General features: G+C 39.3%; 19 protein-coding genes and 1 other annotated feature. Of the genes, 3 read left to right on the top strand and 16 right to left on the bottom strand.

What is annotated here, in order from left to right; translation table 11 throughout:
• Nucleotides 1–6 precede the first annotated feature (6 nt).
• The 13 genes from KHA88_RS00640 to refZ all read right to left on the bottom strand — a co-directional run bounded on the left by KHA88_RS00640 (nucleotide 7) and on the right by refZ (nucleotide 16,267).
• The gene (locus KHA88_RS00640) at nucleotides 7–1,713 is read right to left on the bottom strand and encodes an amylo-alpha-1,6-glucosidase (protein ID WP_213121272.1); all 1,707 of its coding nucleotides are present in this window, start codon (nucleotides 1,711–1,713) and stop codon (nucleotides 7–9) included.
• A gap of 19 nt (nucleotides 1,714–1,732) precedes the next feature.
• Nucleotides 1,733–2,542 carry a carbohydrate ABC transporter permease gene (locus KHA88_RS00635; RefSeq protein WP_430413628.1) on the bottom strand — a complete coding sequence of 270 codons (810 nt, stop codon included), beginning with the start codon at nucleotides 2,540–2,542 and terminating at the stop codon, nucleotides 1,733–1,735.
• A gap of 38 nt (nucleotides 2,543–2,580) precedes the next feature.
• On the bottom strand, nucleotides 2,581–3,465 hold the full coding sequence (locus KHA88_RS00630) for a carbohydrate ABC transporter permease (RefSeq protein ID WP_430413627.1): 885 nt from the start codon (nucleotides 3,463–3,465) through the stop codon (nucleotides 2,581–2,583).
• Between the two features lie 85 nt (nucleotides 3,466–3,550).
• Nucleotides 3,551–4,798, bottom strand: a complete 1,248-nt coding sequence (locus tag KHA88_RS00625) for an ABC transporter substrate-binding protein (protein ID WP_213097902.1) — start codon at nucleotides 4,796–4,798, stop codon at nucleotides 3,551–3,553.
• Between the two features lie 177 nt (nucleotides 4,799–4,975).
• Entirely contained in the window at nucleotides 4,976–5,746 is a 771-nt protein-coding gene (locus tag KHA88_RS00620) for a response regulator transcription factor (RefSeq protein WP_213097676.1), read from the bottom strand.
• On the bottom strand, nucleotides 5,718–7,448 hold the full coding sequence (locus KHA88_RS00615; protein WP_213097677.1) for a sensor histidine kinase: 1,731 nt from the start codon (nucleotides 7,446–7,448) through the stop codon (nucleotides 5,718–5,720). Before KHA88_RS00615 ends, KHA88_RS00620 begins: the two co-directional genes overlap by 29 nt.
• A 200-nt stretch (nucleotides 7,449–7,648) precedes the next feature.
• Complete coding sequence (gene mbcS / locus KHA88_RS00610; RefSeq protein ID WP_213097678.1) at nucleotides 7,649–9,226, bottom strand: acyl-CoA synthetase MbcS; 1,578 nt, start codon at nucleotides 9,224–9,226, stop codon at nucleotides 7,649–7,651.
• A 683-nt stretch (nucleotides 9,227–9,909) separates the two neighbouring features.
• Nucleotides 9,910–10,110, bottom strand: a complete 201-nt coding sequence (locus tag KHA88_RS00605) for a homing endonuclease associated repeat-containing protein (protein WP_213121271.1) — start codon at nucleotides 10,108–10,110, stop codon at nucleotides 9,910–9,912.
• 817 nt (nucleotides 10,111–10,927) lie between these two features.
• Nucleotides 10,928–11,122: an alpha/beta-type small acid-soluble spore protein gene (locus KHA88_RS00600; RefSeq protein WP_213097680.1), complete on the bottom strand. Its 195-nt coding sequence runs from the start codon at nucleotides 11,120–11,122 to the stop codon at nucleotides 10,928–10,930.
• A 112-nt stretch (nucleotides 11,123–11,234) separates the two neighbouring features.
• The gene (gene thiI / locus KHA88_RS00595) at nucleotides 11,235–12,443 is read right to left on the bottom strand and encodes a tRNA uracil 4-sulfurtransferase ThiI (RefSeq protein ID WP_213097681.1); all 1,209 of its coding nucleotides are present in this window, start codon (nucleotides 12,441–12,443) and stop codon (nucleotides 11,235–11,237) included.
• Complete coding sequence (locus KHA88_RS00590) at nucleotides 12,440–13,588, bottom strand: cysteine desulfurase family protein (RefSeq protein WP_213097682.1); 1,149 nt, start codon at nucleotides 13,586–13,588, stop codon at nucleotides 12,440–12,442. Before KHA88_RS00590 ends, thiI begins: the two co-directional genes overlap by 4 nt.
• A 106-nt stretch (nucleotides 13,589–13,694) precedes the next feature.
• A complete protein-coding gene (ezrA, locus tag KHA88_RS00585; protein ID WP_213097683.1) occupies nucleotides 13,695–15,407 on the bottom strand; it encodes a septation ring formation regulator EzrA in 1,713 nt (570 codons plus the stop codon).
• 209 nt (nucleotides 15,408–15,616) lie between these two features.
• Nucleotides 15,617–16,267 (bottom strand): forespore capture DNA-binding protein RefZ, encoded by a 651-nt coding sequence (refZ, locus tag KHA88_RS00580; protein WP_213097684.1) that lies wholly within the window; start codon nucleotides 16,265–16,267, stop codon nucleotides 15,617–15,619.
• 207 nt (nucleotides 16,268–16,474) lie between these two features.
• Here refZ and KHA88_RS00575 point away from each other — a divergent pair, with 207 nt between their 5' ends.
• On the top strand, nucleotides 16,475–16,954 hold the full coding sequence (locus KHA88_RS00575; protein ID WP_213097903.1) for a GAF domain-containing protein: 480 nt from the start codon (nucleotides 16,475–16,477) through the stop codon (nucleotides 16,952–16,954).
• A gap of 31 nt (nucleotides 16,955–16,985) precedes the next feature.
• On the opposite strand, the gene KHA88_RS00570 is transcribed toward KHA88_RS00575, so the two are convergent.
• Nucleotides 16,986–18,416, bottom strand: coding sequence for a sensor domain-containing diguanylate cyclase (locus KHA88_RS00570; RefSeq protein ID WP_213097685.1), 1,431 nt, complete (start codon nucleotides 18,414–18,416; stop codon nucleotides 16,986–16,988).
• A 393-nt stretch (nucleotides 18,417–18,809) separates the two neighbouring features.
• Between KHA88_RS00570 and rpsD the strand changes: the two genes are divergently transcribed.
• A complete protein-coding gene (rpsD, locus tag KHA88_RS00565) occupies nucleotides 18,810–19,412 on the top strand; it encodes a 30S ribosomal protein S4 (protein ID WP_213097686.1) in 603 nt (200 codons plus the stop codon).
• A 125-nt stretch (nucleotides 19,413–19,537) separates the two neighbouring features.
• Here the strand turns inward: rpsD and tyrS are convergent, their stop codons facing one another.
• Nucleotides 19,538–20,803: a tyrosine--tRNA ligase gene (tyrS, locus tag KHA88_RS00560; RefSeq protein ID WP_213106698.1), complete on the bottom strand. Its 1,266-nt coding sequence runs from the start codon at nucleotides 20,801–20,803 to the stop codon at nucleotides 19,538–19,540.
• A gap of 49 nt (nucleotides 20,804–20,852) precedes the next feature.
• Nucleotides 20,853–21,077: a binding site (T-box leader), on the bottom strand.
• A 127-nt stretch (nucleotides 21,078–21,204) separates the two neighbouring features.
• On the opposite strand from tyrS, the gene KHA88_RS00555 reads away from it, so the two are divergent.
• Nucleotides 21,205–24,165 (top strand): transglycosylase domain-containing protein, encoded by a 2,961-nt coding sequence (locus tag KHA88_RS00555; protein WP_213097688.1) that lies wholly within the window; start codon nucleotides 21,205–21,207, stop codon nucleotides 24,163–24,165.
• A gap of 160 nt (nucleotides 24,166–24,325) precedes the next feature.
• On the opposite strand, the gene acsA is transcribed toward KHA88_RS00555, so the two are convergent.
• A complete protein-coding gene (gene acsA, locus KHA88_RS00550) occupies nucleotides 24,326–26,044 on the bottom strand; it encodes an acetate--CoA ligase (RefSeq protein ID WP_213097689.1) in 1,719 nt (572 codons plus the stop codon).
• Nucleotides 26,045–26,162 lie beyond the last annotated feature (118 nt).

The raw sequence follows: 26,162 nt of genomic DNA, 5'->3' as shown, positions 1-26,162 counted from the left end.
TACCTCCTACGATATGTAATCTTTTGATCGTAAATATTCATTTGCTAAAAGCAGGAAAACACTAGATGTCCAAGTGAAGGCACGGTCACGAAGTCCCTCTCCTGTTTTTGCGTTAAAGTTCTCTGCCATGCCGTTCTCGTTTGCCATCCGGCAAAATCTTTTTGCGGCTTCACTTGCAAACTCCAGTTGTTGGACTGATTTCAAAGCTTCTATCAAGATAAAAGTTGTCGGTGCCCAAATCGGACCGCGCCAATATCCATCTTCACGATAATAAGGGCTTGAGAGACGTTCCGTGGCAAAACCATGGTCTGTAAAAAAGTTTTTTAATCCACTGATTAGGTAGGCAGTAATTTCCTCTCCAAGGCGATGTCCGAGAATAAGTGGAATGAACAAGACGAGACTTTCAGACGGTGTATGGGTATGTTCACCTGATTTAAGGGCAACAAACTTCCCGTCTTTCCAGAAATGTTCCACCATACGTTTCAATAGGAATTCTGACCTTTCTTGCCAAATGAATGCTTCTTCATCTCTGCCTAGTTTTCGTCCAATCTCAGAGAGAACCTCCATTTGTAAAATAAGAAATGCACTAAGATCCGGACTTTCAATCGGAGTTCCGCTATGAAAAATTGTACTGTTATCCCAACCACTATCATTTCCGTGATTGTATTGCGGAATTCCATCACCATCGTCATCACGGTAATTCATCCACCAGTCCGTCCACTTGCATAAAGGTTCATAGACTTCCTGTAATTGCTCTTTCCCAATGTAATCTGTCCGTTCCATCATGCATTTCAGCGTCCAGCCGTGTATCGGCGGCTTACAACAGTTCCAAAGTGCATAGCGGTTATTAATAAAGTCCGGCAGAACACCCGATTCATCCTGGTGATCAAAAAAGATCATGAACTGGTCCCAGGCAAGTTCAGGCTGATGTTTAGCAAGCGCCATGGCATTGAAACAATTATCCCAGCTCCAAATATTCGTCATCCAGTTCTTGGACATATACATTGCTTTTCTTGTCAGAAGCCCTTCAGATTTAACGACACAAGACCACGTAATATAAGTAGCTAAATCATGGCCCGGCTTCAACCACTTTGGAGCGGGAAGCATTTTGTCCACCCACGCTCGAAAATCTGATCTAGCTTTTTCAACAACTGACTCGAAATCTTGATAATCAGGCTGCTTTGGAAGGACCGTCTTGTATTCTGTCAGTGCGGCATCCAGTCCATTCCTCTCATTAGGTATAAGATCGATAATCATATGTGTCGAGCGAAGTTCTTTAAATGGTGCATCGACATGCATCTCTCCTTTATGTTGAGCAAGGTTGAAACGGATTTCTTGTGCAAAACTATTAATCTCCCAAGTTCCGTCGGAATTTTTCACACTATAATCATACGAGCCAGTTACGGCAGTCAATCTAACGCCGTACTTGCAGGATTGTATCCGAATGGTTTCAGGTGAAGAAAAACAGAATCTGATTTTACCTTCGTCCTTTGTTAGTAACGAGAGCAATGCCGGCTCTGCCAGTACTTCATATGGAACGATGTCTTTATGTTCGTCAATTACATCGATTTTAAAAACAGGACCTAAGTCTTCATCTCCACCACGGATGTTGCGGATATATAGTCCCTCTCCATATCCCGGAACGGAAATATGTGAGATGACGAGAAAAGATCCATGAGTACTGAACGGTACTGTTTTAATATTAAAATTCATGTTGCGTCCCTCCAGCAAATCACTTAATCCCAGTGTTAGAAATGTCATCGACGATATAGCGCTGGGCAATAAAGAAAATGGCGAGCGGTAGAATACTGATTAAGAGAGTGACCGCCATGATTCCTTCCATGTCTACCCCGAACATCCCACGGAATTGAGCAAGTCCAAGTGTTAGTGTGTACTTGCTTTGGTCGTTTAGGAATACGAGTGGTCCAAGATAGTCATTCCAGCAGTTTAAAATATTAAATACACCAACGAGTATCAACACTTGCTTCATTAACGGCAAACAAATTTGATAGTAAATTTGGAAGGCATTTGCCCCGTCAATTCGTGCCGCTTCATCCAATTCTTTCGGAATCGTCATGATGAACTGGCGCATTAGAAAAATAAAGAAGGGCGCCCCAAACCACGATGGTACAATTAGCGGTTTAAGTGTATTAATCCAACCAAGATAATTAAACTCCATATAAAGCGGAATCATCGTTACTTCCCATGGAATCATCATCGTCGAGAGTACAATCATGAACAGCAAATCACGGCCTTTAAATGTAAACCGAGCAAATCCATATGCAATCATCGAAGACGAAATGAGCTGTCCAAGTGTTGATAGGAAAGTAACAAGCAAGGTGTTTACTAAAAATGTATTAAATGGTTGACTTGTCCAAGCATCCTTAAAATTGCTGAATTGAAACACGGACGGAATCCACTTTGGAGGAAATAAATAAAGTTCTTCCGGTGTCTTCAAAGCCGTAGTGATCATCCAAAAGAAAGGAAGTAAAAATAAGATTGAAAAGAAGATTAGCAATGAATAAACAAGCGTTTTTTGCATATAAAGATTTCTTTTCACTTCCATCCCTCCTTGTCCGTTTATTTTGATTTAACTTCACTTTCGTAATAAACCCATGCTGATGATGATTTAAAGACGAGCATCGTCAATCCGAGAATGATCAGAAACATAAACCAGGCATTCGCCGAGGAATAGCCCATCTTAAAATACTTAAACGCATTTTCATACACGTACATGGCATAAAAGTAAGTAGATTTAATGGGTCCGCCGCCTGTCAGAACTAAAGCGAGCGTCAATTGTTGAAAAGCTGCAATAATGGTTGTGATCAAGTTAAATAAAATTGTTGGCGTTAGTAGCGGCAATGTGATTTTGAAAAACTGATAAATTTTTCCCGCTCCATCAATCGAAGCAGCTTCATAAAAAGTTTGCGGTATATTTTTTAATCCAGCCAAAAAGATTAGCATCAATGTTCCTTGACCCCATAAGCTTGCTATGACCATCGCTACAAGCGCCGATTTCGGATTGTTCAGCCAGTCGGGACCGTCTATTCCTACGAGTGATAACATATAATTCAAAATGCCGTATTCTCCGTTATAAACCCATGCCCAAATCATGGCGAGAGCCACTCCAGAGATTACGCTAGGGAGATAGAAAAATGTCCGAAAAAACGAATATCCTTTAACTTGCTGTTTCAGTAGAATAGCTAGGAATAAAGCAATGATTAAATTGAATGGAACAAATAACGCAGCAAATTTGATTGTTACCCCAAGTGATTTCCAAAAGAGCGGATCATCTGTAAACATCGTTTTATAATTTTGTATTCCTATAAAGGTTATTTCCCCGACAATCGGCCAATCAAAAAAACTGATGACGAGGGAAAATAGAAGCGGACCTAACGTAAAGGCTAAAAATCCGATAATCCAAGGGGCGATAAAAAGATAGGGGACAAGGTCCCCCCAGTTTATTTTGCGTTTCGTGTTTGTCTGTACCTGTGTTGTTAATTCTGATTGTTGGATCAACCTTGACACCCCTTTATATCCGTATTGATTATCATTTCAAATGCTTTTCTGCTTCCTTGGCTGCATCATTCAATAACTGTTTCGTATCTTGACCAAGTCTGCTCGCATTTACTGCTTCAGATAAGCTCCGGTTTATTTCGTTCCAATTGCTATTCAACAAGAATGCCGGTGTATTTGTAGAGCGTTCGAGCATTGTATAGAATGGTTTAATGAGCTCATCCTCTTCCATTTTCATTTCTTTTACAACGCTGATACGAACAGGTAGGTCACTTGTTCTCATCTTGATTGCTTCAGCAGAAGAATAAAATTTCACAAATTCCCATGCCAATTCTTTATTCTTTGAATCCTTTGCAATCGATACTGCCGAAGAAGCTACCAAGCCTTTTACATCTTTTCCGGCAAAGGCTGGAACAGTAACGGTACCGACATCAACTTTTGCTTCCTTAAAGCCTTCCAACGGCCAGATTCCACTTTCATACATGGCAATTTTTCCTGCTTTAAAAATATCTGAACCGCTCTGCTGGTTTTTACCGCCAACTAAAACGGCAGTCTTATTATCGAGCATATCTTGGAGCGTTTGAAGGGCTTCAATCGTCTCAGGACTATTCATATATCCTTCCACTTTGCTGCCATCCTCACTGATAAAGCTTCCGCCATTACTCCATACAAGTCCTTGAATATCGTATGTGTCCGGCTCTGGCTCAAGGCCCAAAGCATATTGTTTCTTAGACGGATCTGATAACTTAGCGGCTATTTCCTTGAAATCATTCCATGTCCATCCATCTTGAGGATATGGAATATTCGCTTCATCAAATAATTTTTTATTGTAGTACATCACCATCGTCGTAAAACCAGCAGGCATGCCGTATAATTCTCCATCAACACTAGAATAGTTGAACAAACCTTGGTAAAAATCATCCATATTGATATCAGAATCTTTCATTACAAAGGAATCTAGTGGTTCAAGTGATTGATAGTATGCCGGGAAATTCCACATATACATCACATCGGGTGGATTCTTAGCGCCAAATGATGCAGCAAGTTTTTGATCAAAACCATCGCCATACGCTTCGACCTGTACTTTTACACCAGGATTTTGTTCTTCGAATTTCTTCGCAATATCTTCTTGAATTTTTAACGCTTCACCTGAATCCCAAGTTGCAAAACGAAGTGTGTTTTCAGCTTTACCCCCTGATGCTTTCCCTTTTTCTGTTGATGATGGACCTCCATTCGAAGACGAATTTGAGCTACAACCGGACAGGAATAGCATACAAATCATCGTTAACAAAGCAGCTATTTGAAAAACTCGTTTCACGATGGTTCCCCCTTTTAATTTTATATTAGTAGTATTCTGACAAAAAGAATAACCGCTTTCATCTTATCGTTAATGAAAGCGGTTTAAAACTTACTCTTGTTCTATTTTTAGGGTAATTTTGTTAGATAAAACACCAAAGTGTCATTTTGTTTGCATATTGGTGTCTTTTTGTTTCAACCGATATTCCGTCGGAGTGAATCCTGTTGTTTTTTTAAACCATTTACTAAAGTATTTACTATCCATCATCCCGATTTGTTCGGCAACATCCTGTATGGGAGCTTGGGTTAATTCCAATAATTCCATCGCTCGATCCATTTTCATCCTATCAATGAAGGCATGAAAACTTTCACCGGCTGTTTTTTTAAATAACGTGCTAAAATGACTTCTGCTCAAACCGACAATTTCCGCTACTTCAGATACGAGAATGGGAGTAGACAAATGCTCAATAATATATTTTACAGCTGCCTTCATTGGAGCTGGCCAATGATCGGTCGAGATTTGAAATTCCCCGGCCAGTTTTCCTCTTTCCTCCATAATTTCTTCTTGAAAATTACGTAAAAACCCAGCAAGTTCCTCTTCATTAAAGGAAGTCTTGACAAGATAGCCTGATGCTCCGAGCCGCATTCCTTCCTGGGCATATTCAAAATCTTGATGACAGCTGAGAAGTAAAATTTTTGTTGCCGGAGAATGTTCCTTAATTCGATTGGCGAACTCAATCCCCCCTACCACTGGCATGACAATATCGGTAATAATGACATCCGGGGAGTGAGTTAGAAACTCGTGCCAGCCTTTTTCTCCATTTGGTACATCCGCAATCACTTCCATATTGTACTTTTTCCAGTTAATCGTTGCTTTTAATCCTGTCCTTACGATTGTTTCGTCGTCAGCTATCAACACTTTGATCGGATTCATCATTTTCCTCACCTTCTACCCGCTTTGGCCAGTTTATTTGGATCAAGGTACCTTCTCCTTCCTTGGATTCAACTGTGATACCGTATTCATCCCCAAAATGCAGTTTGAATTTTTGGTCGACATTATACATACCAATTCCACCTCTGCCTTTTCGTTTTATAGGTGGCTTTATCAAAGTCGAAATTTTGGATTCGGGAATCCCACGACCATCATCGGTAATTTTGAGAATCATGTTTCTGTTGCTTTCCATAACTTCCAAACAAATTTTTCCACTTCCGTCATCAAAAGCATGAAAAAAAATATTTTCAAATAATGGCTGTAACGACATTCTCGGAATCAAGCAATCATCTAACCCTTCAGGAATTTCTTTGTTATATGAAAAATGCTCACCAAAGCGAATCTCCTGAACTTTTAAATAATGATCAATAATTATCAATTCATCTTTCAATGGAACGAGTTCATTAGAAAAGTTTAAGTTTTCTTGTAAAATTTGCACAAGATGGTAAATCATTTGGGAAACATCATCAGCACCGTGTAATTTAGCCTTCCATTGCACGGAATTTAACGTATTGAATAAAAGATGCGGATTGATTTGATAATGAACCGCCAATAGTTCCGCTTCCTTCTTTAATTGTTCTTTTTCATATATTTTTTGAATTAACTCGCGAATCGTTAACACCATTTTATTAAAGTTTGTCGCTAGATTACCTACCTCGTCCCGAGAGGTGATCTGAATTTGTGTATTGAAGTCTCCGCTACTCACTTTTTTGATTGCCTTATCCAAATTCCGGATATTTAAAGTGAATTTATTTGAAATCGGATAAGCCAACAGAAAAATAATAAATAATAAAACAACTATACCAATTAACGTAACATAGAGAATCACGTCAGATGATTTGTAAAATTCTTTTTCTGGAATCCTTACTTCGACACTCCAGTTGTTTGACTGCATTCCTTTAGACCAGACGATATCACTTGCAGCTTCTTTGTATTCTCCACTTGTTCTGTATACGATATTTTGATGTTCGTCCCTAATTGTGATAAAAGAATGTAGGTTTATTTCAAGGTTTTGAATAGATTTAAATAAGTCTGTGGCATTTGTTTCAATTAAGATCCAGCTTCCATCTAGCAGTCCATACGTCAAACTTGTTGGCATCAAAAGCCCTATTACCTTGTCTTGATTATCTTTATAGTAATGATTTGGCGTATATAAGCCCGTCCAATATTCCTTTGTTTTATCTATCTCCATATAATTTTTCCAGAAGGGTTCCCTCTGAAGTTTCTGATAATCAAGATAAGTATTGGAATAATAATGTCCATCCTTAGTGATCAAAAAAATACCCTTTGTTTCCGCAGCTTTATGCGCTTCCAAAAATCGCAGAAAGTTTTTCTTTGCAATAAACTCTGAATACGTAGCTGCTTTTTTCTTTTCAAGAACGATGAGCGTTGGGTCGGATAAATATAGTTGAATATTACTAGAAATATAATGCATATGATTTAAAGTAGATTCGATTTGTTTTTGAAGCTGTGATACTGATATTTCACCATACTCTCCGAACTGAGAATTAACTAGTTTGGTGGATTTCCCATAAGAAATAAAACCAAATAAAATAAGGGGGATTAGAGCTACGACATTAAATAGGAGAAAAAGCTTTAGTCGGATGCTCGTTTGAATGAGTTGGAAATTTTTTGTAATTTTCATGGTGCCACCTCGGTAAATAGGACGATTTCTTTGTATTCGCTTCCAAATAAACGCGAATTTTGTATATCAATCTTATGAATCTTCTACCGTTCTGTCAATTCGGAATATATGGAAAGGACAATCAGGCTAATTTAAAAGAGGACTGCTTAAATTGCAATCCCCTACCATTTCAAGACCATTTTATCCTTTTATCTTGCCTTTTATAGTCTTTGATTCTCAAGCTTCCTTAATTCCACACGCCGAATTTTTCCCGAAGTTGTCTTTGGAAGTTCAGAAATAAATTCGATTTGACGAGGATATTTGTAAGGAGCCGTCATGTCTTTTACATGATTCTGCAAAATAGACACAAGCGTCGACTCATTTTCATTAACTCCTTCTTTTAATACGACAAAGGCCTTTACGATACTTCCTCTTACTTCATCTGGGCTTGCCACAACAGCGCATTCCTGAACGTAAGGGTGTTTAACCAGTGCATCCTCCACTTCAAACGGTCCAATCGTATAACCTGAACTGATAATAATATCATCACCGCGCCCTTCAAACCAGAAATAGCCGTCCTCGTCCTTTTTCGCTTTATCTCCCGTAATATAATAATCTCCCCTAAACTGCATCGCAGTTCGTTCCGGATCTTTATAATATTTTTGAAAAAGAGCTGGTGTTTCCACATGAACTGCAATATCTCCCACTTCTCCGATTGGACAAGGCATACCCATTTCATCAATAATTTCCACTTGATTTCCCGGCGTAGGTTTCCCCATGGATCCCGGCTTTAATTCCATTCCCTTTGTAATCCCTACAAGCAGGGTATTTTCAGTCTGGCCATAGCCATCACGCACATCAATGTTGAAATACTTCCGAAAGGTATCAATCACTTCCCTGTTCAACGGTTCACCTGCTGATACTGCACTGTGGAGATGTTCGAGGCTAAAATCAGTCAGATTATCTGCTTTGGCCATGATACGATATTCAGTCGGTGTACAGCATAACACGTTCACTTTATATTTATCGAGAAGCGTTAAATACTTTTGCGGATCAAATTTTCCGTTGTATACAAAGCCAGTGGCTCCTGTTCCAAGGACGGATAGAAAGGGACTCCATATCCATTTTTGCCAACCCGGACCGGCGGTTGCCCACACAATATCTTCTTCAGCAATACAAAGCCAGTTCGGACCGGCAGTTCTTAAATGGGCAAATCCCCATCCATGTGTATGAACGACGCCTTTCGGATTTCCTGTCGTTCCAGATGTATATGATAAAAAAGCAGTATCACTGCTTACTGTTTCCGCCACAGAAAATTGATCCGATGCCGTTTCCATCTGTTTATCTAGATGATTCCAGCCCTCAACCGCCTCTCCAACAGTAAACTTTTTCAAACCATCCGCATTTTCAACCTGATCGAGCTGATCTGTAAATGGATGGTAGGTTACGACTGCTTTTACATCTCCATGTTCGATCCTGTATTGTAAGTCATGAGGCTTTAACATTTCAGAACTTGGAATGACAATCAATCCCAATTTCAAAGCAGCAGTATACACTTGATACGCTTCTATAAGTCTCGGAATCATGATAAGAATCGTATCACCTTTTTTTAGTCCAGCTTCAACAAATACATTTCCGATTTTGTTCGCCTGTTCAATTAATTTTTTATATGTAATTTGTTTTGTTTCCCCTTGTTCGTTTTCCCACTTGATCGCAACTTTTTGTGGATCAGCAGCAAATCGTTCCACTTCTTGAATGATGTTATATGTTTCAGGTGCCAATAAATTTTCTCGTTTCATTATTGTTTCCCCCTCATTTGTGGCTTCTCTCTATTATACAAAATCATATAAATTTTTTAAATTTTTTCTACTATAAATATATAGAAGCGGGACCCTTCGGTGTCACTTAGGGTGTTATTTTGCACTTATTTTAAGCGATACTTTGCATTATAAATAAATATTTATTTTTATATTGGATGATCAGGTTTTCCGAAGCTTACCGCTCGCTTTCCGCGGGGCGAGCGCCGAGCCGCTTCGTCGCTACGCTCCTGCAGGGTCTCGGCTGTCTCGCAGATCCCGCAGGAGTCGAGCGGACGCTTCTCCAAACCAATGATGAGATACATTTTATTTTTCAATTTACTCATTCAACAATTAAGAAGCAGGTTACAATAAGGAATACTGGTCATTATTGGAAATAGGGAAGTAGAATGTCATGTAAACGAACAAGGTCCGATGGATAGAGCACAAGAAGTGGTAATCGTTCTTCCTTGCAATGTGCGATTTTCCGACCAAGGTTCTGGCGATAGTTTTTGCGGTTTGTGATTCCTGCATACTCAATGTAAAGTGGTGAGCCATCCGGTAAATGGACGAAAAGTATGTGTTATACAAACGTTTATCAGGGTAGGTACCTGGGTTGTTACACCTTGAAAACTCATGTTCATGCGGCGAACGACGAAATTCATTGACAAACCGATTGATTTCATTCAGTAAATTGGTTCGTTTGTAATCATCAACCGAGCCGATCCCAGCGGCGCTAGTGCATTTTCAAAACTGCCAAAGGCATTGTAGTAAGCCATGAAATGGGGAAGATTAGGATCTCGATTTCGACCGAAATCATTGGTTTTTGGACGTCGATTTTCTTTTTTCGCAATCATTCGTAACAGGTCTAGCAACTCTTTCGGCATGAGAAATACTCTCGTTTCATTGGAAGGTTCCAGATGGCAAGACCTCACCACTTCGTTAAAAGATAGTTTAGTGTGTGACCGAACCGTCCCGCGAGAAGGGCGAAGGCGTGCGCGATCATATTCTCTTGAACCCATGACGTTTCCAGTTTCCTTATAATGACGGATTATGTGTTGCTGTATGTCGTTAAGACAAGTTGAGCACACTAAAGAACACCTTATTTCGATTTATTATTAATGTTTACTAAATAGGAAAAAAATGCATTTAAAAATTTTGTCAACATAAGGCACAAATAAAAATGGGAACAAGAAGATTGAAAAACGAAGATCAAACATGAGCAGTATTTCATTAGAACCATAATGAGCGGAAAGGGGAAAGGACACTTTCGTGGAGAACCAAGACTTTTATGTACTATTCAATTAATCTTTGTCCATAAGAAATAAGGTGATTATTTATAGAAGAGACCGTCAAAAGGAGAACTTTTTTAGTGAATTACAGTTTCCAATACCCCTAGGTTAGTCTTACTTTCCATAAAAAAAATGAATGAGTATAAATAGAAAAGTAAAATGTAGCATTTTATTGGTTTGGAGAAGCGTCCGCTCGACTCCTGCGGGATCTGCGAGACAGCCGAGACCCTGCAGGAGCGTAGCGACGAAGCGGCTTGGCGCTCGCCCCGCGGAAAGCGAGCGGTAAGCTTCGGAAAACCATCTACCCAATATAAAAATAAAAAGACCGTAGTCAACTCTCTTTTTCGAGTATGTCTACAGTTTTGAGCGGGACCCTCAAGGGCCCCGCTCCTTAGCCATTTATATTAAAATGTTAGTGTGTGTGTCCACCAAGTTGTTGCTCAGCCATTTGAACGAGACGTTTTGTAATTTCTCCACCTACAGATCCGTTTGCACGTGAAGTTGTGTCTGCTCCAAGATTAACGCCAAATTCTTGTGCAATTTCGTATTTCATTTGGTCAAGAGCTTGCTCTACTCCAGAGACTAAGAGTTGGTTGCTGTTTGGCATGTGTTTTCACCTCCTTGTAACAATAGATTGTGCGAAAACACATGCCTTCATTCAATAATTCCTTGGTAATTGTTCCATCAGTTTGCAATTCTTGCTATCTTTAAAAGCCGTTCTAAAACAAGTCTTCCAAATCATCTTTCAATGGTTTTTTTCTGGCGCTAACCATAATGGTCTCAGTGTTTTCCACCGCTTCTTGCAAAGAAGCATCCCAAGCGAATTTTTGTTCAAAATGAGTTATTTTTTCTAATTTCGGACGTGTTTTTGGAGATGGCGGTGTAAAGATTGTGCAGCAGTCTTCATATGGCCGATTTGAAATTTCAATCGTATTGATATCTTCCGCTATTTTTATAATGTCTAACTTGTCCATTGTAATTAGTGGACGTAAAATTGGTGTACTGGTTACATCATTAATTGCATACATGCTGTCCATTGTTTGGCTTGCGACTTGTCCAAGGCTTTCACCTGTTACGATGGCTAGCCCACCCTGACGGTTTCTGATTTCATCAGTAATCCTCAGCATCATTCTCCTTGTTGCCGTCATTGTATATCCTTCTGGAATGACCTTATGGATCGTTTCTTGAATCGCCGTAAACGGAACGATATGAACTTTTACACTTCCTGAGTATTGTGCAAGCTTATCAGCCAAATCAAGTACTTTTTGCTTAGCACGCTCACTCGTAAATGGCGGGCTGTGGAAATGAACAGCTTCAATTCCGACTCCGCGCTTCATTGTTAAATAGCCTGCAACAGGACTATCGATTCCGCCTGAAAGCATCAGCATCGCTTTCCCGGAAGATCCCGCCGGAAAGCCGCCTGCTCCCTGAATTACCTCTCCAGAAATATAGGCTGCTTCTTGCCTAATTTCTACGATTAAATTAATATCAGGATTTTTGACATCTACTTTAATATCCTCAACATTGATGAGAATATGCGCACCAACAGCATGATTTAAACCATTTGTATCATATTCAAACGTTTTATCAGACCTTCTTGCAGATACTTTAAATGTATTGCCTGGTGAATGTGCTTGTTGGATAATGTGCAAAGCAGCTGCTCTAATTGCTGCTATATCTTTTTCAGTTTTGATTGCCGGGCTAAATGATTGGATACCGAAAACATTTTTCAATGCTGAAATAACAGGTTCCGCAGGTTCTCCATTTAATAAAACATACATCCGGTCCCAGTCGGATTCAATGCCGATATTGCTATATTCTTGTAGAATAAACTTGATATTTTTTTTTAACTTTGTCACAAAATGTTTACGGTTTCTTCCTTTCAAGGACATTTCACCGTATCTAATTAAAATTCTATCATAATTCATTGATTTCGCCTCATCACTTTATTTAATCGCTGTAAAATTTCTGTTAGTTTTTTAATAAAGATTTCTGCTTCTTCTAACGTATTTTCAGTTGATAAACTCACACGTATGGCTCCCTGAGCTATATCATTTTCGACACCAATGGCTTTTAATGTGCTGCTTGGCAGTTGTTCTTTTGAAGAACAGGCACTAGTCGTTGAGACGATGATTCCTTCTTCTTCGAGTGCATGGACCATCACTTCACCTTTCTGTCCTTTGCATGATAGACAGATGATATGAGGGGCTCCATTGACGGGAGTATGAATGATAACACCGGGAATAGATTGCAGGTTTTCGAGTAAAAATTCGCGAATTTGCAAAAGCTTGTGGCCTTTGTGGATACGATTGGATTCTGCCAGTCGATATGCCTTGGCCATCGCGACAATGCCCCCTGTATTTTCTGTCCCACTTCTTAATTTTTGCTCTTGGTTTCCACCAGTTAATAGTGGAGCAAGCTTCACACTTTGTTTTTTAAACAAAAATCCGCTGCCTTTCAGTCCATTGAATTTGTGTGCAGAAAAAGTGCAAAGATCAATATGTGATTCATAAAGGTCAAGGGCGACTTTTCCAGCTCCTTGAACATGATCAACATGATAAATCACTTTTGGATATTTTTGTAGCAGGCGGCCAATCTCTTTAACAGGCTGCACCGTTCCGATTTCATTATTCACATGGATGATTGAAACTAATATCGTTTCGTCGGTTATAGCTGCTTCTACAGCAGACGCCGACACCGCACCTTCAGCATTAACGGGTAGATAAGTTATCTTAAATCCCATTCCTTCAAGCTGTTTACACGGCTCTTTGACAGAAGGGTGTTCCACAGCGGTTGTAATGATATGGTTGCCTCTAGCTTGATAATTTATGGCTGCACCTTTAATGGCTAGATTGTTTCCTTCTGTACCTCCCGAGGTGAATATAATTTCTGATGGCTTGACTCCAGCTAAATCGGCTATTTGTTCACGTGCTTTTGTGATCAGTTGCTCCACTTTGCCACCAAAATTATGGAGTGAGGAGGCATTAGCAAAAAAATTCTCGTTTACTTTTATATATGCATCTAAAACCTCATCATTAGGCCTTGTAGTCGCACTATTATCTAAATAAATCATCAAATCACCTTCTAAGTGAAAAATCGGTATGACAATTGTATATGATAGCACAATTTATTTTTACTATCTATAAACAATTAAAGGTCCGCGCGATGTGCGCAGACCTTTAATGATTAATGAGCTCTTCGTTTAGCATTTCTTCAATTCGTTGTAATGCTCCAGGCTCCACCGCTTCAACTGCAGTCGCAGCCTGTTCAAGTGCTGCTTTATACTCGTAGTTTCGAAAAGCTTGTTCCGCTTGTTCCAGGTTTGCTCTTAATTGTGGATCCCGAACCCGATAACGATTTCCATATTGAATGACTCTTTCCGCAAGTGTTGCATTTTCAATATGTTCCTCTGTCCTCGTATATAAATGTTCAACCGTATCTGTAGCATCGTACAAATATTTTTGCACGGATTTCATGTTCAGTGGTTTTTCATTTAAACTTTTGTATACATCTTCTATTTGTTCTTCGGCTTGATCATAGAGGGATTCAAAATCCCCCGGTAGGCCCGGCATCCGGCTTTTTTGAACAAGCCGAATAATTTCATTTATTTTCCTCTGTAATCCCGCCAGTTTTTCTCTTACTTCCAATTCATCTTTTCGGAGATTTTGCAGGCGTTCGATAAATTCATTTTGCTCCATTTGCAGAACTTTTAATTGTTCTTCAATTACTTTTAATTCTTCGCTTAAAAGCGTAAACGCAGTAGTCTCTTCTGTTATTTTAGCTTTTAAAAGTTCGTAACGACTTGTTAGTTGGCTTAAGCTTTTCTCAAAGCTTTTTGGCATCTCAAGCTCATTATCAAACAATTGATAGCTAGTTTGCACAATATTCGTTTCGGCCTCGATTTCTGCATTAACATCCTTTAATTGGTCAAGAATAAATCCAGCTTTTTCACTTTCTTGAAAAACATAATGTTTGGCGTATACTTCCTTTTCAAGCAAATCGTAAAGTACTTCAATTTTTTCCTTTGTTTCATACATGCCTGATTCAACTTCTTCAACTTCCGCATCTTTTAGAAACTGTTTGTATGTCTCTAGCTCTTTCTCCAATTGTTTCAACTGTTTATCTATTTGAAGATGCTCCAAGACAAATCCTTGTTTACTCATTTCTCTATATCCATCAGCAAGTTCATTTTTTTGAGCGGGTATCATCGTTTGACACTCTGTGAGCAGATCTGGAATTTTCTCCATTTTACTTGCTAACTGCTCCATATCAATAGAGAGGCTTAAAACAACTTCACGCGCTTGTAAATAATTACCATCTTTCGTCAATTCCTTGTAATTAGCAAGTTTTTCGCCAATGGTATCTTGGAGTTGCTCGAGACGGTCAGCAGCTAATCCATAGGTGTGGCGGTGGGCCAATAAAGTCTTTTTCGTTTTACGGTACTGTTCGAGGATACCTTCAATTTCTATTCTATTTTTTTCCTCACTTCCCACCAGTTCGGTTAATTCCTTGAGAAGAAGATCAATCTGATCGTTAATTTTAGTAAGCATGTCCTCTATTCTCTCATGTGTTTCTTTAGCCTGTTTAAATCTATATTTATCTGTATACTCTTCCGCGTAGAAAAGCATTTCATCAATATTTGGAAGCTGAACGGCAATGATGTCGTCCCATGTTTGACGCCAACGCTCAAACATCTCTTCGGTCTGTCCTGTCATATTCAGTTGCTTTACTTTCGCCATTTCTTCGACAACAGGGCGGTTCATTAATTCTAATTTCCTTTTTTCTAACTGGTCTACTTCCTGATAATATTTTTTCCTCATTATGTAGCCGACAACAAATAAAATAAGTATGATAACAATCGCAGCTATAACAATTTCGACGCCGTATTTCATTGTAAACCCCCTGTTCCTTCCGTCTTTCAACCATGCTATGTATGTAAAATTAATAAGTTTTTTCGTTATGTTCCTCTATGATACCATGTCAGCGACATTTTTTGACTATTAAAAGCATTTTTTTTACATTTATTTAATTTATAAATTAAAAAAGGAATTATCCCCACAAAAATACCGCCTTATCTTAGAAGGCGGTAATAAACATTATTTTAAATAGAGAAGGCTATTTGATCCGATTTAAAAGCACTTACTTGGGTGCCTAGGGATGATTCCAACCAACTTCTGATTGTCCCATTATATTTCTCCACAAAATATGGTTCTTTTGGTGTCAAGCCCCACACTTCTCTTACATATTGACTATTCAAATATGGCATCATGAGCATGCCCTTCAACTGAATCACCGCCATACTAACTGGAAAGGCTGTTCGACTTTCTTTTAACACTGAATGAATCATTACCTTAAAGTAATATCTTTCTTTCATTAAATAAGAGGACATTATTTCACGGGAAATTTGAGTGTCTATCGAAACTTCCCTCCAGACGAGGCGTGCGAGCGAATCATTGCTACTTTGAAAATGAAGTACTCTTTTTATGGCCCTAGTCAGACAAAGAAGAGCATGGTCATGTTCGAGCTTTGCTGCCTCTTCTTCCAAGCATTGCAAATATGGCTCAAAAAAACGAACAAAACAAGCTTCGAGCAATCCCCGTTTCCCTTGAAAATAATAGGAAATATTGGCTGGGTTCACCTTTGCGTTTCCAGCAATTTCACGGATTGTTGTCCCTTGAAAGCCTTTCGAATTGAACAAATCTACAGCCGCCGCTATGATAGATTCCTTTGTCGTTTCTCCATGTAGAGTCATCATACTCTTCCTCTCAATATCTTGTATATTGTGAAAAGATGTGCTAAAAATAGGTCAATAGCTAAACGTGTATTTGCATCATTATTATTACTTTAATTAATTCGAGAAAAGAACACGATATCCTTTGAAGACTTATCGACAGAATATTTAGTGAATGAAGGAATATCGGTTTTTATAGTAGAAATTGTTGGAGAAAGGGTGGAGAAAATGTTTCAAGTCAAAACATACAGTGGGGATAGAACGAAAAACTATGAAATGGTTATAAAGCAATTAGAAGCACTTCTAGAAGGAGAAAAAAATACAATTGCTAACTTAAGCAATGCATCAGCACTGCTAGGTCAATTTCTAGACAGGATTAATTGGGTTGGTTTTTATTTATTGGAAGATAACGAACTTGTGCTTGGTCCGTTCCAAGGTTTGCCTGCTTGCGTCCGAATACCATTAGGCAAAGGAGTTTGTGGAACCGCTGCGGCTAAAGAAGAAACGATTGTAGTTCCTGATGTTCATTTATTTCCCGGACATATTGCGTGTGATGCAGCATCCCAATCTGAAATTGTCATCCCAATCATAAAAAATGACAAACTACTAGGCGTTCTCGACATCGACAGTCCTGAAAAAAATCGCTTTGACGACGTTGACAAAGAGTATCTTGAGAAATTTACAGAAGCATTAATAAAATTTTTATAAATACAAAAATCGGACCGTTAGCGGTCCGATTTTATATTTTTGCTGAATCGAGAGGTTTAACGGCAATTTGATTCTTTCCTGCATGTTTCGCTTTATAAAGGGCGGTATCAGCACGATAAAATAATTGTTTTACTTCATCTTCCTTACCATAAAACCAGTTTGAAATACCACAGGAAATCGTTACTGCTGGCTCTGTATTCAACGAAACATGATTTAAGAGACGTTCTGCGATATGCACACCATTATCTAATGGAACACCTGGAAGATAAATGGCCAGTTCTTCGCCACCCCAGCGAGCTCCGATATCTGTTTCCCTTAAACTGCTTCGAACAAGGTCTGCAACTTGGATAAGCACTTCATCCCCTACTTGATGACCATATGTATCATTAATTGTTTTAAAGTCATCAAGGTCTATCAAGATAAAGGTACCTTCTCTATCTCTTTTCATAGAAGTTTTTATCGCAGTGTTCAAATAGTTCCTTGCATAAAGCTGTGTAAGCTGATCGGTAATCACCATCTTTTCAAGCTTCTCACGCAGCATTGAATTGGTTACCGCCAATGTTGATCGCTGGATTAACGATTGAAACAATTTAAACATTTCAAAAGTAAAACTATAAGGCTTGTCCCCTAGAACGATAGCAATACCTTTAATTGATTCTCCATGAATCATTGGAATCGCCATTAAAGATCCATACGCATGCTTTGCACATTCAGGCATATGTTTAATCTCCCCAATGAATAGGGATTCTTGATTATCTTTAAGTTTTTTTATCGTCGTATTGATTAGATTCAGGCCATCCTGTTTATGAAAATAACTGGAGCTCGCTTCTAAAATTTCTAAATCGTTTTCTCCAAGAAAAATAAAACCAATTTCAGAGGGACGAAATAATTTTGTAATTTGTTTATGTAAATACTCAATTGTTTCGCATAAACTGGATGTGGAATTTAATTTTTGCGATGTTTCATCAATTAGACGTAAATCTTCTATAAGCTTTTGCGACTGCTGATACAGTTTAGCATTTTCTAATGCGCTTCCTGCTGTATTGGCCAAAAGCCTAATAAATTCAATTTGACTATTTTTAAGTGGTGTCGGCAAATGAGATTGCACTTGTAAAACCCCATAGACCCCTTGCTTTCCTTTTAGCGGCGCATACATCATGGGATATTCACTATGAACCAATTCTACAGCACCATTAACATACGCGGTAATTGCAGAATCGTTTTCGGAGTTATATTCCAAACCTTTGATAGGCAATTCCGGACTGGCATCGTGGTCATTTGATAAAAGTAAATAATAGTCGTACTTTGGAAACACTTTTTTTAGCGTTTGGATAATTTCTGCAAGTACACTATTAATATCCATAGTAGAATGGAATTTTTCAGTGACCCTATATAGTTCTCTATATTTCATTTCTTCAACTGATTTAAATTTAAGCATTGGATTTGCCCGGTTTATCTTCATCTGTATCCACCCGTCACTTCATAATGGCATATTTCCACTTCTTTTTACCTATATTAAGAATGTTAAAGTTTATTCAGCTTGTAATAACCGTGCTAATTTACTTATTATTCAGTATACCACAACTATGTCTAAATACCTAGTTGAGTTTCGCTTATTAACCTATTCTTTTGCTTGTTTGACTTTAATACTAATTAATTATATAATGGTCGTTGTGTAAAATAATGCAGCCTGGATGAATACTTGATGACCGTATTTTGTTCCTCTTTTTTTATGAGGTGCATCGCGTAACCCGCCGCTGCTAGGGCGATGGTGCATGAAAATGAAATACACATCTATGTTATCTCATATCGGTTTTTATTTTACAACAAAATAAAAACAAAGGAGGAGACTCTTATGTCTCGTTATACCGGCCCAAGCTGGAAACTTTCCCGCCGCCTCGGCATTTCCCTAAGCGGTACAGGAAAAGAATTAGAAAAGCGCCCATATGCGCCAGGACAACATGGTCCTAACCAACGTAAAAAACACTCTGAATATGGTCTGCAATTGCAGGAAAAGCAAAAACTCCGTCATATGTACGGTGTTACTGAGCGCCAATTCAAAAATACATTCGTTAAAGCTGGTAGAATGCAAGGTAAACACGGTGAAAACTTCATGATTCTTCTTGAACAACGCCTTGACAACCTTGTATACCGCCTTGGTCTTGCTCGCACTCGTCGTCAAGCACGTCAGCTTGTAAACCATGGTCATATCCTTGTTGATGGACGTCGTGTTGATATTCCATCATACAAAGTAACTCCAGGACAAACAATCAGCGTTCGTGAAAAATCTCGTAACCTTGCAATCATCAAAGAATCAGTTGAAGCAACAAACTTCGTACCTGAATTCGTTACTTTTGATGCAGACAAGCTTGAAGGATCATTCACACGCATCCCTGAGCGTTCTGAACTTCCTGCTGAAATTAACGAAGCATTCATCGTTGAGTTCTACTCAAGATAATAGTTTCAAAACAAAAACTCCGGTTCCTTTTAATGAGAACCGGAGTTTTTTATTGCAATTAAATAAATCTTTTCGCTTTTGACATGAAAATCCAGCTTCCCGTTAAGAAAAGCTGGATTTTCCCATTATTTATATTGGATCATATGATATTTCTTTTTTCCACGGCGGATAATCGTAAATTTCCCGCCTAATTTGTCCTCTTCACTCAAGCTATACTGAACATCAGTCACTCGCTCACCATTAATTGAGACCGCACCATTTTGGATGTCTTCCCTTGCCTGACGTTTCGATGGAGAGATTTTCGCTGCTACGAGCAATTCCACTAACCCCGAATCTTCGCTTTTTTCATGTTCATAAGAAGGAACATCCTTGAAACCCTGCTCAATTTCGTCAGCACTCAATTTCTTTAAGTCACCGCTGAATAGCGCTTCAGTAATCCGGATAGCCTGCTGCAAAGCATCTTCCCCGTGTATCATCCGCGTCATTTCTTCAGCTAATGCCCTTTGTGCTTTCCGTAAATGCGGTTCTGCTTCAACAGATCCCTCTAATGTTTCTATTTCCGCTTTCTCTAAGAAAGTAAAGAACTTCAAGTATTTTACTACGTCTGCATCCGCAGTATTAACCCAGAATTGGTAAAACTCATACGGCGTTGTCTTCGTTGGATCAAGCCAGATGGCTCCACCTTCCGTTTTACCAAACTTCGTACCATCAGCTTTCGTTACGAGTGGGATTGTCATGCCATAAGCTTTTGCGCCTTCACCCGCCATTTTTCTGATCATTTCCAGCCCACTTGTAATATTACCCCACTGATCGCTTCCACCAATCTGCATTTTGCAATTAAAGTTCTGATACAAATGCAAGAAATCAATCGCTTGAAGAATGGTGTAAGTAAATTCAGTGAAAGAAATTCCAGTCTCAAGACGGGATGCAACCGTATCCTTAGCTAGCATATAATTAACACCAATATTTTTTCCATAATCACGTAAAAATGTGATCAAGCTCATCGGTCCTGCCCAATCAAAGTTATTCGTCATGATTGCGCCGCTATCACCTTCAAAATCAAAGATCCTCTCAAGCTGTTTCTTAATCCCTTGAACATTAAGCTCAACCTGCTCCATCGTTTGCAATTGACGCTCTTCTGATTTGCCGCTTGGATCACCAATTAGTCCTGTGAAACCGCCTACTAATACAATTGGTCGATGTCCATGTTTTTGAAACCGTCGCAGTGTCAGAAATGGCAGCAAGTGGCCTATATGCATACTGTCTGCTGTAGGATCCACACCGCAGTATAAAGAAATTTTTTCTTTCTCAATGGTCTCTTTCATACCTTCAGCATCGGTTTCTTGATAAATAATCCCGCGCCACCTTAAATCATCCAATAATTGTTCCATTATGATGTCCCCGCTTTCCTTAAAAATAAAAAACGCCCCTTCGTAAAAACGAAGGGACGATTGTTCATCGTGTTACCACCCAACTTGGGAACCGTAAAATCTAATTCCCCACTCAACAGTTTTAACGGTGTTCTATACCGTTTGCCGCTACTTACTCGTTCACGGCAAAAGCTCAAGGAGGTAATTCATCATACTGTTTGTGCCGATTTGCACCAGACACCGGCTCTCTAATTAACAGGGACAGCTGATTACTTATTCCTATCTATGCTCACAAAGAATATTCGATTAATATATCGTATTTTAAACATAATACAATCTTATTGTCAAATTAAACAAGAAAAAAACCTTTCATACCTCCCATTTATGCTATAATAGGATTGATTTTGGAGGGATTTAAACTTATGAAGAATAAATCGAATAAAGGCTGGGAACGAATAAGCACAGCCGTTTCCGCTCTTCAATACAAAAAAGTAGTCAAAGGTATGAGCATTACATATGGCGTAGTCTGGAATTTATTCCTTCTTTTTATCGTCGTTGCGATGATTGGCGGTGCATTTGCAGGAGGAGTCGGCGCTGGATATTTTGCATCGCTAGTGAAGGATGAAAAAGTCCGGGCAGCAGAAGCACTGGTGAAAGACCTTCATCAATACGAAGAAACATCAACTATCTATTTTGCCAAAAACAAACTTCTAGGCAAGCTGCGCGCCGATATTGATCGGGAAGAGGTTAAAGTCGATGAAATCTCCGATTACTTGAAAAAAGCAGTGGTTGCTACAGAAGATGAGTATTTTTACGAGCATAAGGGAGTTGTGCCTAAGGCGTTATTTCGTGCAGTCTTCCAGGAATTCACCAACTCCGCCGTTCAATCGGGCGGTAGTACTTTGACACAACAGTTAATTAAAAATCAGATCTTAACAAATGAAGTTTCTTTTGATCGAAAAGCAAAAGAAGTACTCCTCGCTCTCCGTGTTGAGAGATTTCTAGAGAAAGACGCTATTTTAGAAGCTTATTTAAATGTTTCTACTTTTGGACGAAACTCTTCAGGTCAAAATATCGGAGGAGTACAAGCTGCTGCACAAGGTATTTTTGGCGTTGATGCTAAAGAATTAAACTTGCCGCAATCAGCTTTTATTGCAGGACTGCCACAAAGTCCATTCGGCTACACTCCTTTCACCAATAAAGGCGAAATAAAAAGTCCTGAAATGCTTGAACCCGGACTAAATAGGATGAAGACAGTGTTAAAACGGATGCTCCGGGAAGGATATATATCTGAAAAGGAATATAAAAAAGCTGTGAAATATGATATAACAGCCGATTTTATCCCGAAACAGCCGCGAGCGTTTGAAGAATATCCTGCACTTACATTTGAAATTGAGGAGCGCGCAATCAAAGTGCTTATGGAAGTGCTAGCTAAAAATGACGGATATAAGAAAAAAGATTTGGAGAAAAATGACAAACTTTACGGAAAGTATTGGACACTTGCCAATCGCGATATTCGCCAAAATGGTTATGAAATTCATACAACAATTAATAAGAAAATTTATGATATCCATCAAAAAACAAAAGATGCGTATCAAAATTACGGCCCAACTCTAAAAAGACAAAGAGCAAACCCCGAAACTGGTGAAATGGAAACTGTAGACGATCCTGTCCAGATCGGTGCTATATTAATAGAAAATAAGACAGGTAAAATATTAAGCTTCGTCGGAGGACGAGATTTTGAATTGGAAGCGATGAACCATGCTACACAGGCAAAACGCCAAAATGGTTCCACGATGAAGCCACTTCTTGTATATGGACCAGCAATGGAACTTGGAGCAAGCGCCCCTGGTTCAGTTGTTGCAGACGTTCCGATTGCAGTACCAAATGGAGCAGGTAAAACAAAAGTATTTGGCAACTATGTAGATGGCCGTTACTATGGTTTAGTTTCAACTCGTTACGCACTAGCACAATCATATAATGCTTCAGCCATTAGTACGTATTCGAGAATCATCGATCAAAAACCAACTAAGTTTTTGGAGAAAATGGGAATTTCAACTTTAGATCCGATTGACCACGTAACGTATTCAGCGGCTCTTGGTGGTTTAACACATGGTGTGACAGTAGAAGAAAATACGAATGCATTCACAACCTTTACAAACGGCGGTAAATTCATTGATGCCTATATGATTGATAAAATTACCGACCACCAAGGGAATATTATTTACAAGCATAAAGTGAAAAAGGTTAATGTATTTAGCCCGCAAACCGCTTATTTAATGATTGATGTTATGCGCGATGTGTTTAAGTATGGAACCGCTGCTAGTCTACCTGGAATGCTTAATTTCTCAGCCGATTGGGCTGGTAAAACAGGTACATCTAATAATCACCAAGATTCATGGCTTGTAGCTTCCAATCCGAACGTCACATTTGGAACATGGATTGGTTATACATCTAATTCATCCCTTTATTCCCAATCGAATCCTGAAAGTTTGCGTAATTATCGAATTTGGGCCAACTTGATGAACGCAGCTTATGATGTTGCTCCTGATATTGTCAAACCTAAGGAATCGTTTAAAATGCCGGGCGGGATTGTCAACAGATCTTATTGTGCCGTTTCAGGATTATTACCATCAGAAGCATGTTCAAAAGCAGGTCTCGTTCAAACGGATATATTTAATGCAAAATTCGTACCGACAAAAGTTGATGATAGCCTCGGTAGCGGCCGTTATGTTATTGCAAACGGCAGAAAATATATGGCACTTGCATCAACGCCAGCAGAGTTTTCACACCAGGGAGCGTTACTTGATCCTGACTTCGTAAAACGGATCACAAATGGAATGGTTACGGATGTTTCCCAGCTCATACCGGATAATCCGCGCTGGAAAAACATTCTTGTCGCGGATGCCAAACTTCATGATGATGGGAAGGCACCTGCAGCTGTTAAAGCATCTATTTCCGGAAGTACAATCAGTTGGTCACCTTCATCCAGTAATGACGTAATTGGCTATCGCGTTTATTCAAGTACTGGTAAAAAAGTTGGGTCAATTATAGCTGGTTCCTCACTTTCTCAAAAAGTCGGTAAAGGCAGCTTCTATGTTGTAGCAGTCGATGTAGCAGGAAGAGAATCCAAGCCTTCTAATAATATTGGAATTGTCGAGGAAGAGAAAAAACCCGATGATAAAGAAGTAACTGCACCAGTAGAGGACAAGAAAAAAGACGAAACGAAACAGAAAGATGATGAAAAGAAAATAGCTGAAGATAAAAAGAAAGCTGAAGAAAAGCAAAAACAAGAGGAAGCGAAGAAGAAACAAGAAGAAGAGAAAAAGAAACAAGAAGAAGAAGCGAAGAAAGAGAAAGAAAAGGAAAAGAAGAAAGATTAACTCCTATAAAAAGTGCAGAAAGAATCCCGCATCTACCATTGATGCGGGATTCTTTTATGTCGTTAAGGCAATTATTAAATAAGATTGTATAGATACATTGCAAAAAAGTGAGTAGTCGTCCAGCTCCAGCGCCTAGCACACGGGCGCTTCTGCTTTTGTTTCAATCTTCCATTGTCGACAAGTCACCAGTTGGCAAGTTCAATTCCCAAGCTTTCAAGACACGGCGCATGATTTTTCCGCTACGTGTTTTCGGCAGCTTCTCCCTGAATTCAATCTCACGAGGGGCCGCATGGGCTGCTAAGCCTTTTTTAACAAACTGTTGGATATCTTCTTTCAGTTCATCTGTTGGCTCGTTTCCGTCAAGCAATGCGATGAATGCTTTAATGATTTCACCGCGGACCGGATCTGGTTTTCCGATGACACCTGCTTCGGCGACAGCTGGATGTTCCAGCAGCTTGCTTTCCACCTCAAATGGACCGACGCGTTCACCAGATGTCATAATCACATCATCCACTCTTCCTTGGAAAAATAGGTAGCCATCCTCATCCATATAGGCTGAATCTCCTGAAACATACCAGTCTCCAGGAAGAAAATACGAATCATACTTTTCTTTATTGTTCCAGATTTCATGCATCATTGCCGGCCAGCCTTTTTTGATTGCAAGGTTACCCATCCGATTTGGCGGCAGAACATTCCCTTGATCATCCACAATGGCGGCTTCAACACCTGGAATTGGCTTACCCATGGAACCCGGTTTGATTTCTATGCATGGATAGTTGGCGATCAGAAGCGCACCTGTTTCTGTCATCCACCATGTATCGTGAATTCGTTTATGGAAGACTTTCATCCCCCAACGGATCACTTCTGGATTAAGTGGTTCTCCAACGCTTAGAATATGGCGTAATTGGGAGAGATCAAACTTCTTCACTAGCTCATCGCCCGCACTCATTAGCATTCTAAACGCGGTTGGAGCGCTATACCAAACCGTTACTCCGAAGTCCTCTAATGTTTGATACCAATATTCCGGCTTAAAGCGCCCGCCGCAAATGACATTCGATGATCCCGTCAGCCACGGACCAAAAATACCATAGGAAGTCCCTGTTACCCAGCCTGGATCCGCCGTACACCAAAAAACATCCTCTTCTTGTAAATCCAATATCCAACGAGCTGTCTGGTAATGCTGGATCATCGCATTATGAACATGAAGAACGCCTTTAGGACGCCCTGTCGAACCAGATGTATAATGAAGAATTAAGCCGTCATTGCGATCAACCCATTCAATATCCAGGTTTTTATCCGCTTCAGCTACATGCTTATTAAAGTCAATATACTTGCCTTCTTCCTTAACATCGTCACCGACAAGGAAAATATGTTTCAGCGCAGGCAATTCATCTACCGGCACCCTCTTGAGCAATTCAGGCGTTGTGATAAGCACTTTCGCTTCGCTATCCTCTAATCTATCTTTCACTGCCCCTTCCATGAAAGCTTCAAATAAAGGACCGACAATCGCTCCTAATTTTATTGTTCCTAGAACTGCAAAATAGAGTTCAGGTGATCTTGGCATAAAAACAAATACTCGATCGCCTTTTTCTACATTCCCATGGTTTCTAAGTACATTTCCTGCTTTATTTGACCATTCTTTCATTTCCCTAAATGTGTATTTTTCATCTCTATCCGCATCCCTGTAATAAAGAGCTACTTTATTTCTGCGGAAATTTTCAGCATGGCGATCAACCGCTTCATAAGCCATATTGACACGGCCTGTCTCATACCAAGAAAAAGTCTTCTCAGTTTCTGACCAATCGAAATTAGCATATGTTTCGTCATAGTTTTGCAGGTTATAATTCCCTTTAGTAACTGGTAGCGCTTCCATCATCATGTCAACAACTCCCTTTATGTATATATAAATAACTTTTTCCTATTATAATATAATAGAATAATATTCGCAATTTTTTAATAGTAAAGTAGAAATGATTTCATCTCTATCAGAATCAAGT

It is taken from the genome of Lederbergia citrea (genome assembly GCF_018343525.1).
In the GTDB taxonomy this organism is placed as follows: Bacteria; Bacillota; Bacilli; order Bacillales; family Bacillaceae_C; genus Lederbergia; species Lederbergia citrea.
Note: the sequence above shows the minus strand (reverse complement) of the source record. Positions and strands in the feature narration are given on the sequence as shown.

What these genes read in the sequence shown, in the direction of transcription:
- acsA (WP_213097689.1), bottom strand. Translation starts at nt 26,044, where the DNA reads ATGATGATGGAAGCGCTACCAGTTACTAAAGGGAATTATAACCTGCAA.
- KHA88_RS00640 (WP_213121272.1), bottom strand. Translation starts at nt 1,713, where the DNA reads ATGAATTTTAATATTAAAACAGTACCGTTCAGTACTCATGGATCTTTT.
- tyrS (WP_213106698.1), bottom strand. Translation starts at nt 20,803, where the DNA reads ATGGAACAATTATTGGATGATTTAAGGTGGCGCGGGATTATTTATCAA.
- KHA88_RS00570 (WP_213097685.1), bottom strand. Translation starts at nt 18,416, where the DNA reads ATGAAGATAAACCGGGCAAATCCAATGCTTAAATTTAAATCAGTTGAA.
- thiI (WP_213097681.1), bottom strand. Translation starts at nt 12,443, where the DNA reads ATGAATTATGATAGAATTTTAATTAGATACGGTGAAATGTCCTTGAAA.
- rpsD (WP_213097686.1), top strand. Translation starts at nt 18,810, where the DNA reads ATGTCTCGTTATACCGGCCCAAGCTGGAAACTTTCCCGCCGCCTCGGC.
- KHA88_RS00635 (WP_430413628.1), bottom strand. Translation starts at nt 2,542, where the DNA reads ATGCAAAAAACGCTTGTTTATTCATTGCTAATCTTCTTTTCAATCTTA.
- refZ (WP_213097684.1), bottom strand. Translation starts at nt 16,267, where the DNA reads ATGACTCTACATGGAGAAACGACAAAGGAATCTATCATAGCGGCGGCT.
- KHA88_RS00620 (WP_213097676.1), bottom strand. Translation starts at nt 5,746, where the DNA reads ATGAATCCGATCAAAGTGTTGATAGCTGACGACGAAACAATCGTAAGG.
- mbcS (WP_213097678.1), bottom strand. Translation starts at nt 9,226, where the DNA reads ATGAAACGAGAAAATTTATTGGCACCTGAAACATATAACATCATTCAA.
- KHA88_RS00575 (WP_213097903.1), top strand. Translation starts at nt 16,475, where the DNA reads ATGTTTCAAGTCAAAACATACAGTGGGGATAGAACGAAAAACTATGAA.
- ezrA (WP_213097683.1), bottom strand. Translation starts at nt 15,407, where the DNA reads ATGAAATACGGCGTCGAAATTGTTATAGCTGCGATTGTTATCATACTT.
- KHA88_RS00555 (WP_213097688.1), top strand. Translation starts at nt 21,205, where the DNA reads ATGAAGAATAAATCGAATAAAGGCTGGGAACGAATAAGCACAGCCGTT.
- KHA88_RS00600 (WP_213097680.1), bottom strand. Translation starts at nt 11,122, where the DNA reads ATGCCAAACAGCAACCAACTCTTAGTCTCTGGAGTAGAGCAAGCTCTT.
- KHA88_RS00605 (WP_213121271.1), bottom strand. Translation starts at nt 10,110, where the DNA reads ATGCCGAAAGAGTTGCTAGACCTGTTACGAATGATTGCGAAAAAAGAA.
- KHA88_RS00615 (WP_213097677.1), bottom strand. Translation starts at nt 7,448, where the DNA reads ATGAAAATTACAAAAAATTTCCAACTCATTCAAACGAGCATCCGACTA.
- KHA88_RS00590 (WP_213097682.1), bottom strand. Translation starts at nt 13,588, where the DNA reads ATGATTTATTTAGATAATAGTGCGACTACAAGGCCTAATGATGAGGTT.
- KHA88_RS00625 (WP_213097902.1), bottom strand. Translation starts at nt 4,798, where the DNA reads ATGATTTGTATGCTATTCCTGTCCGGTTGTAGCTCAAATTCGTCTTCG.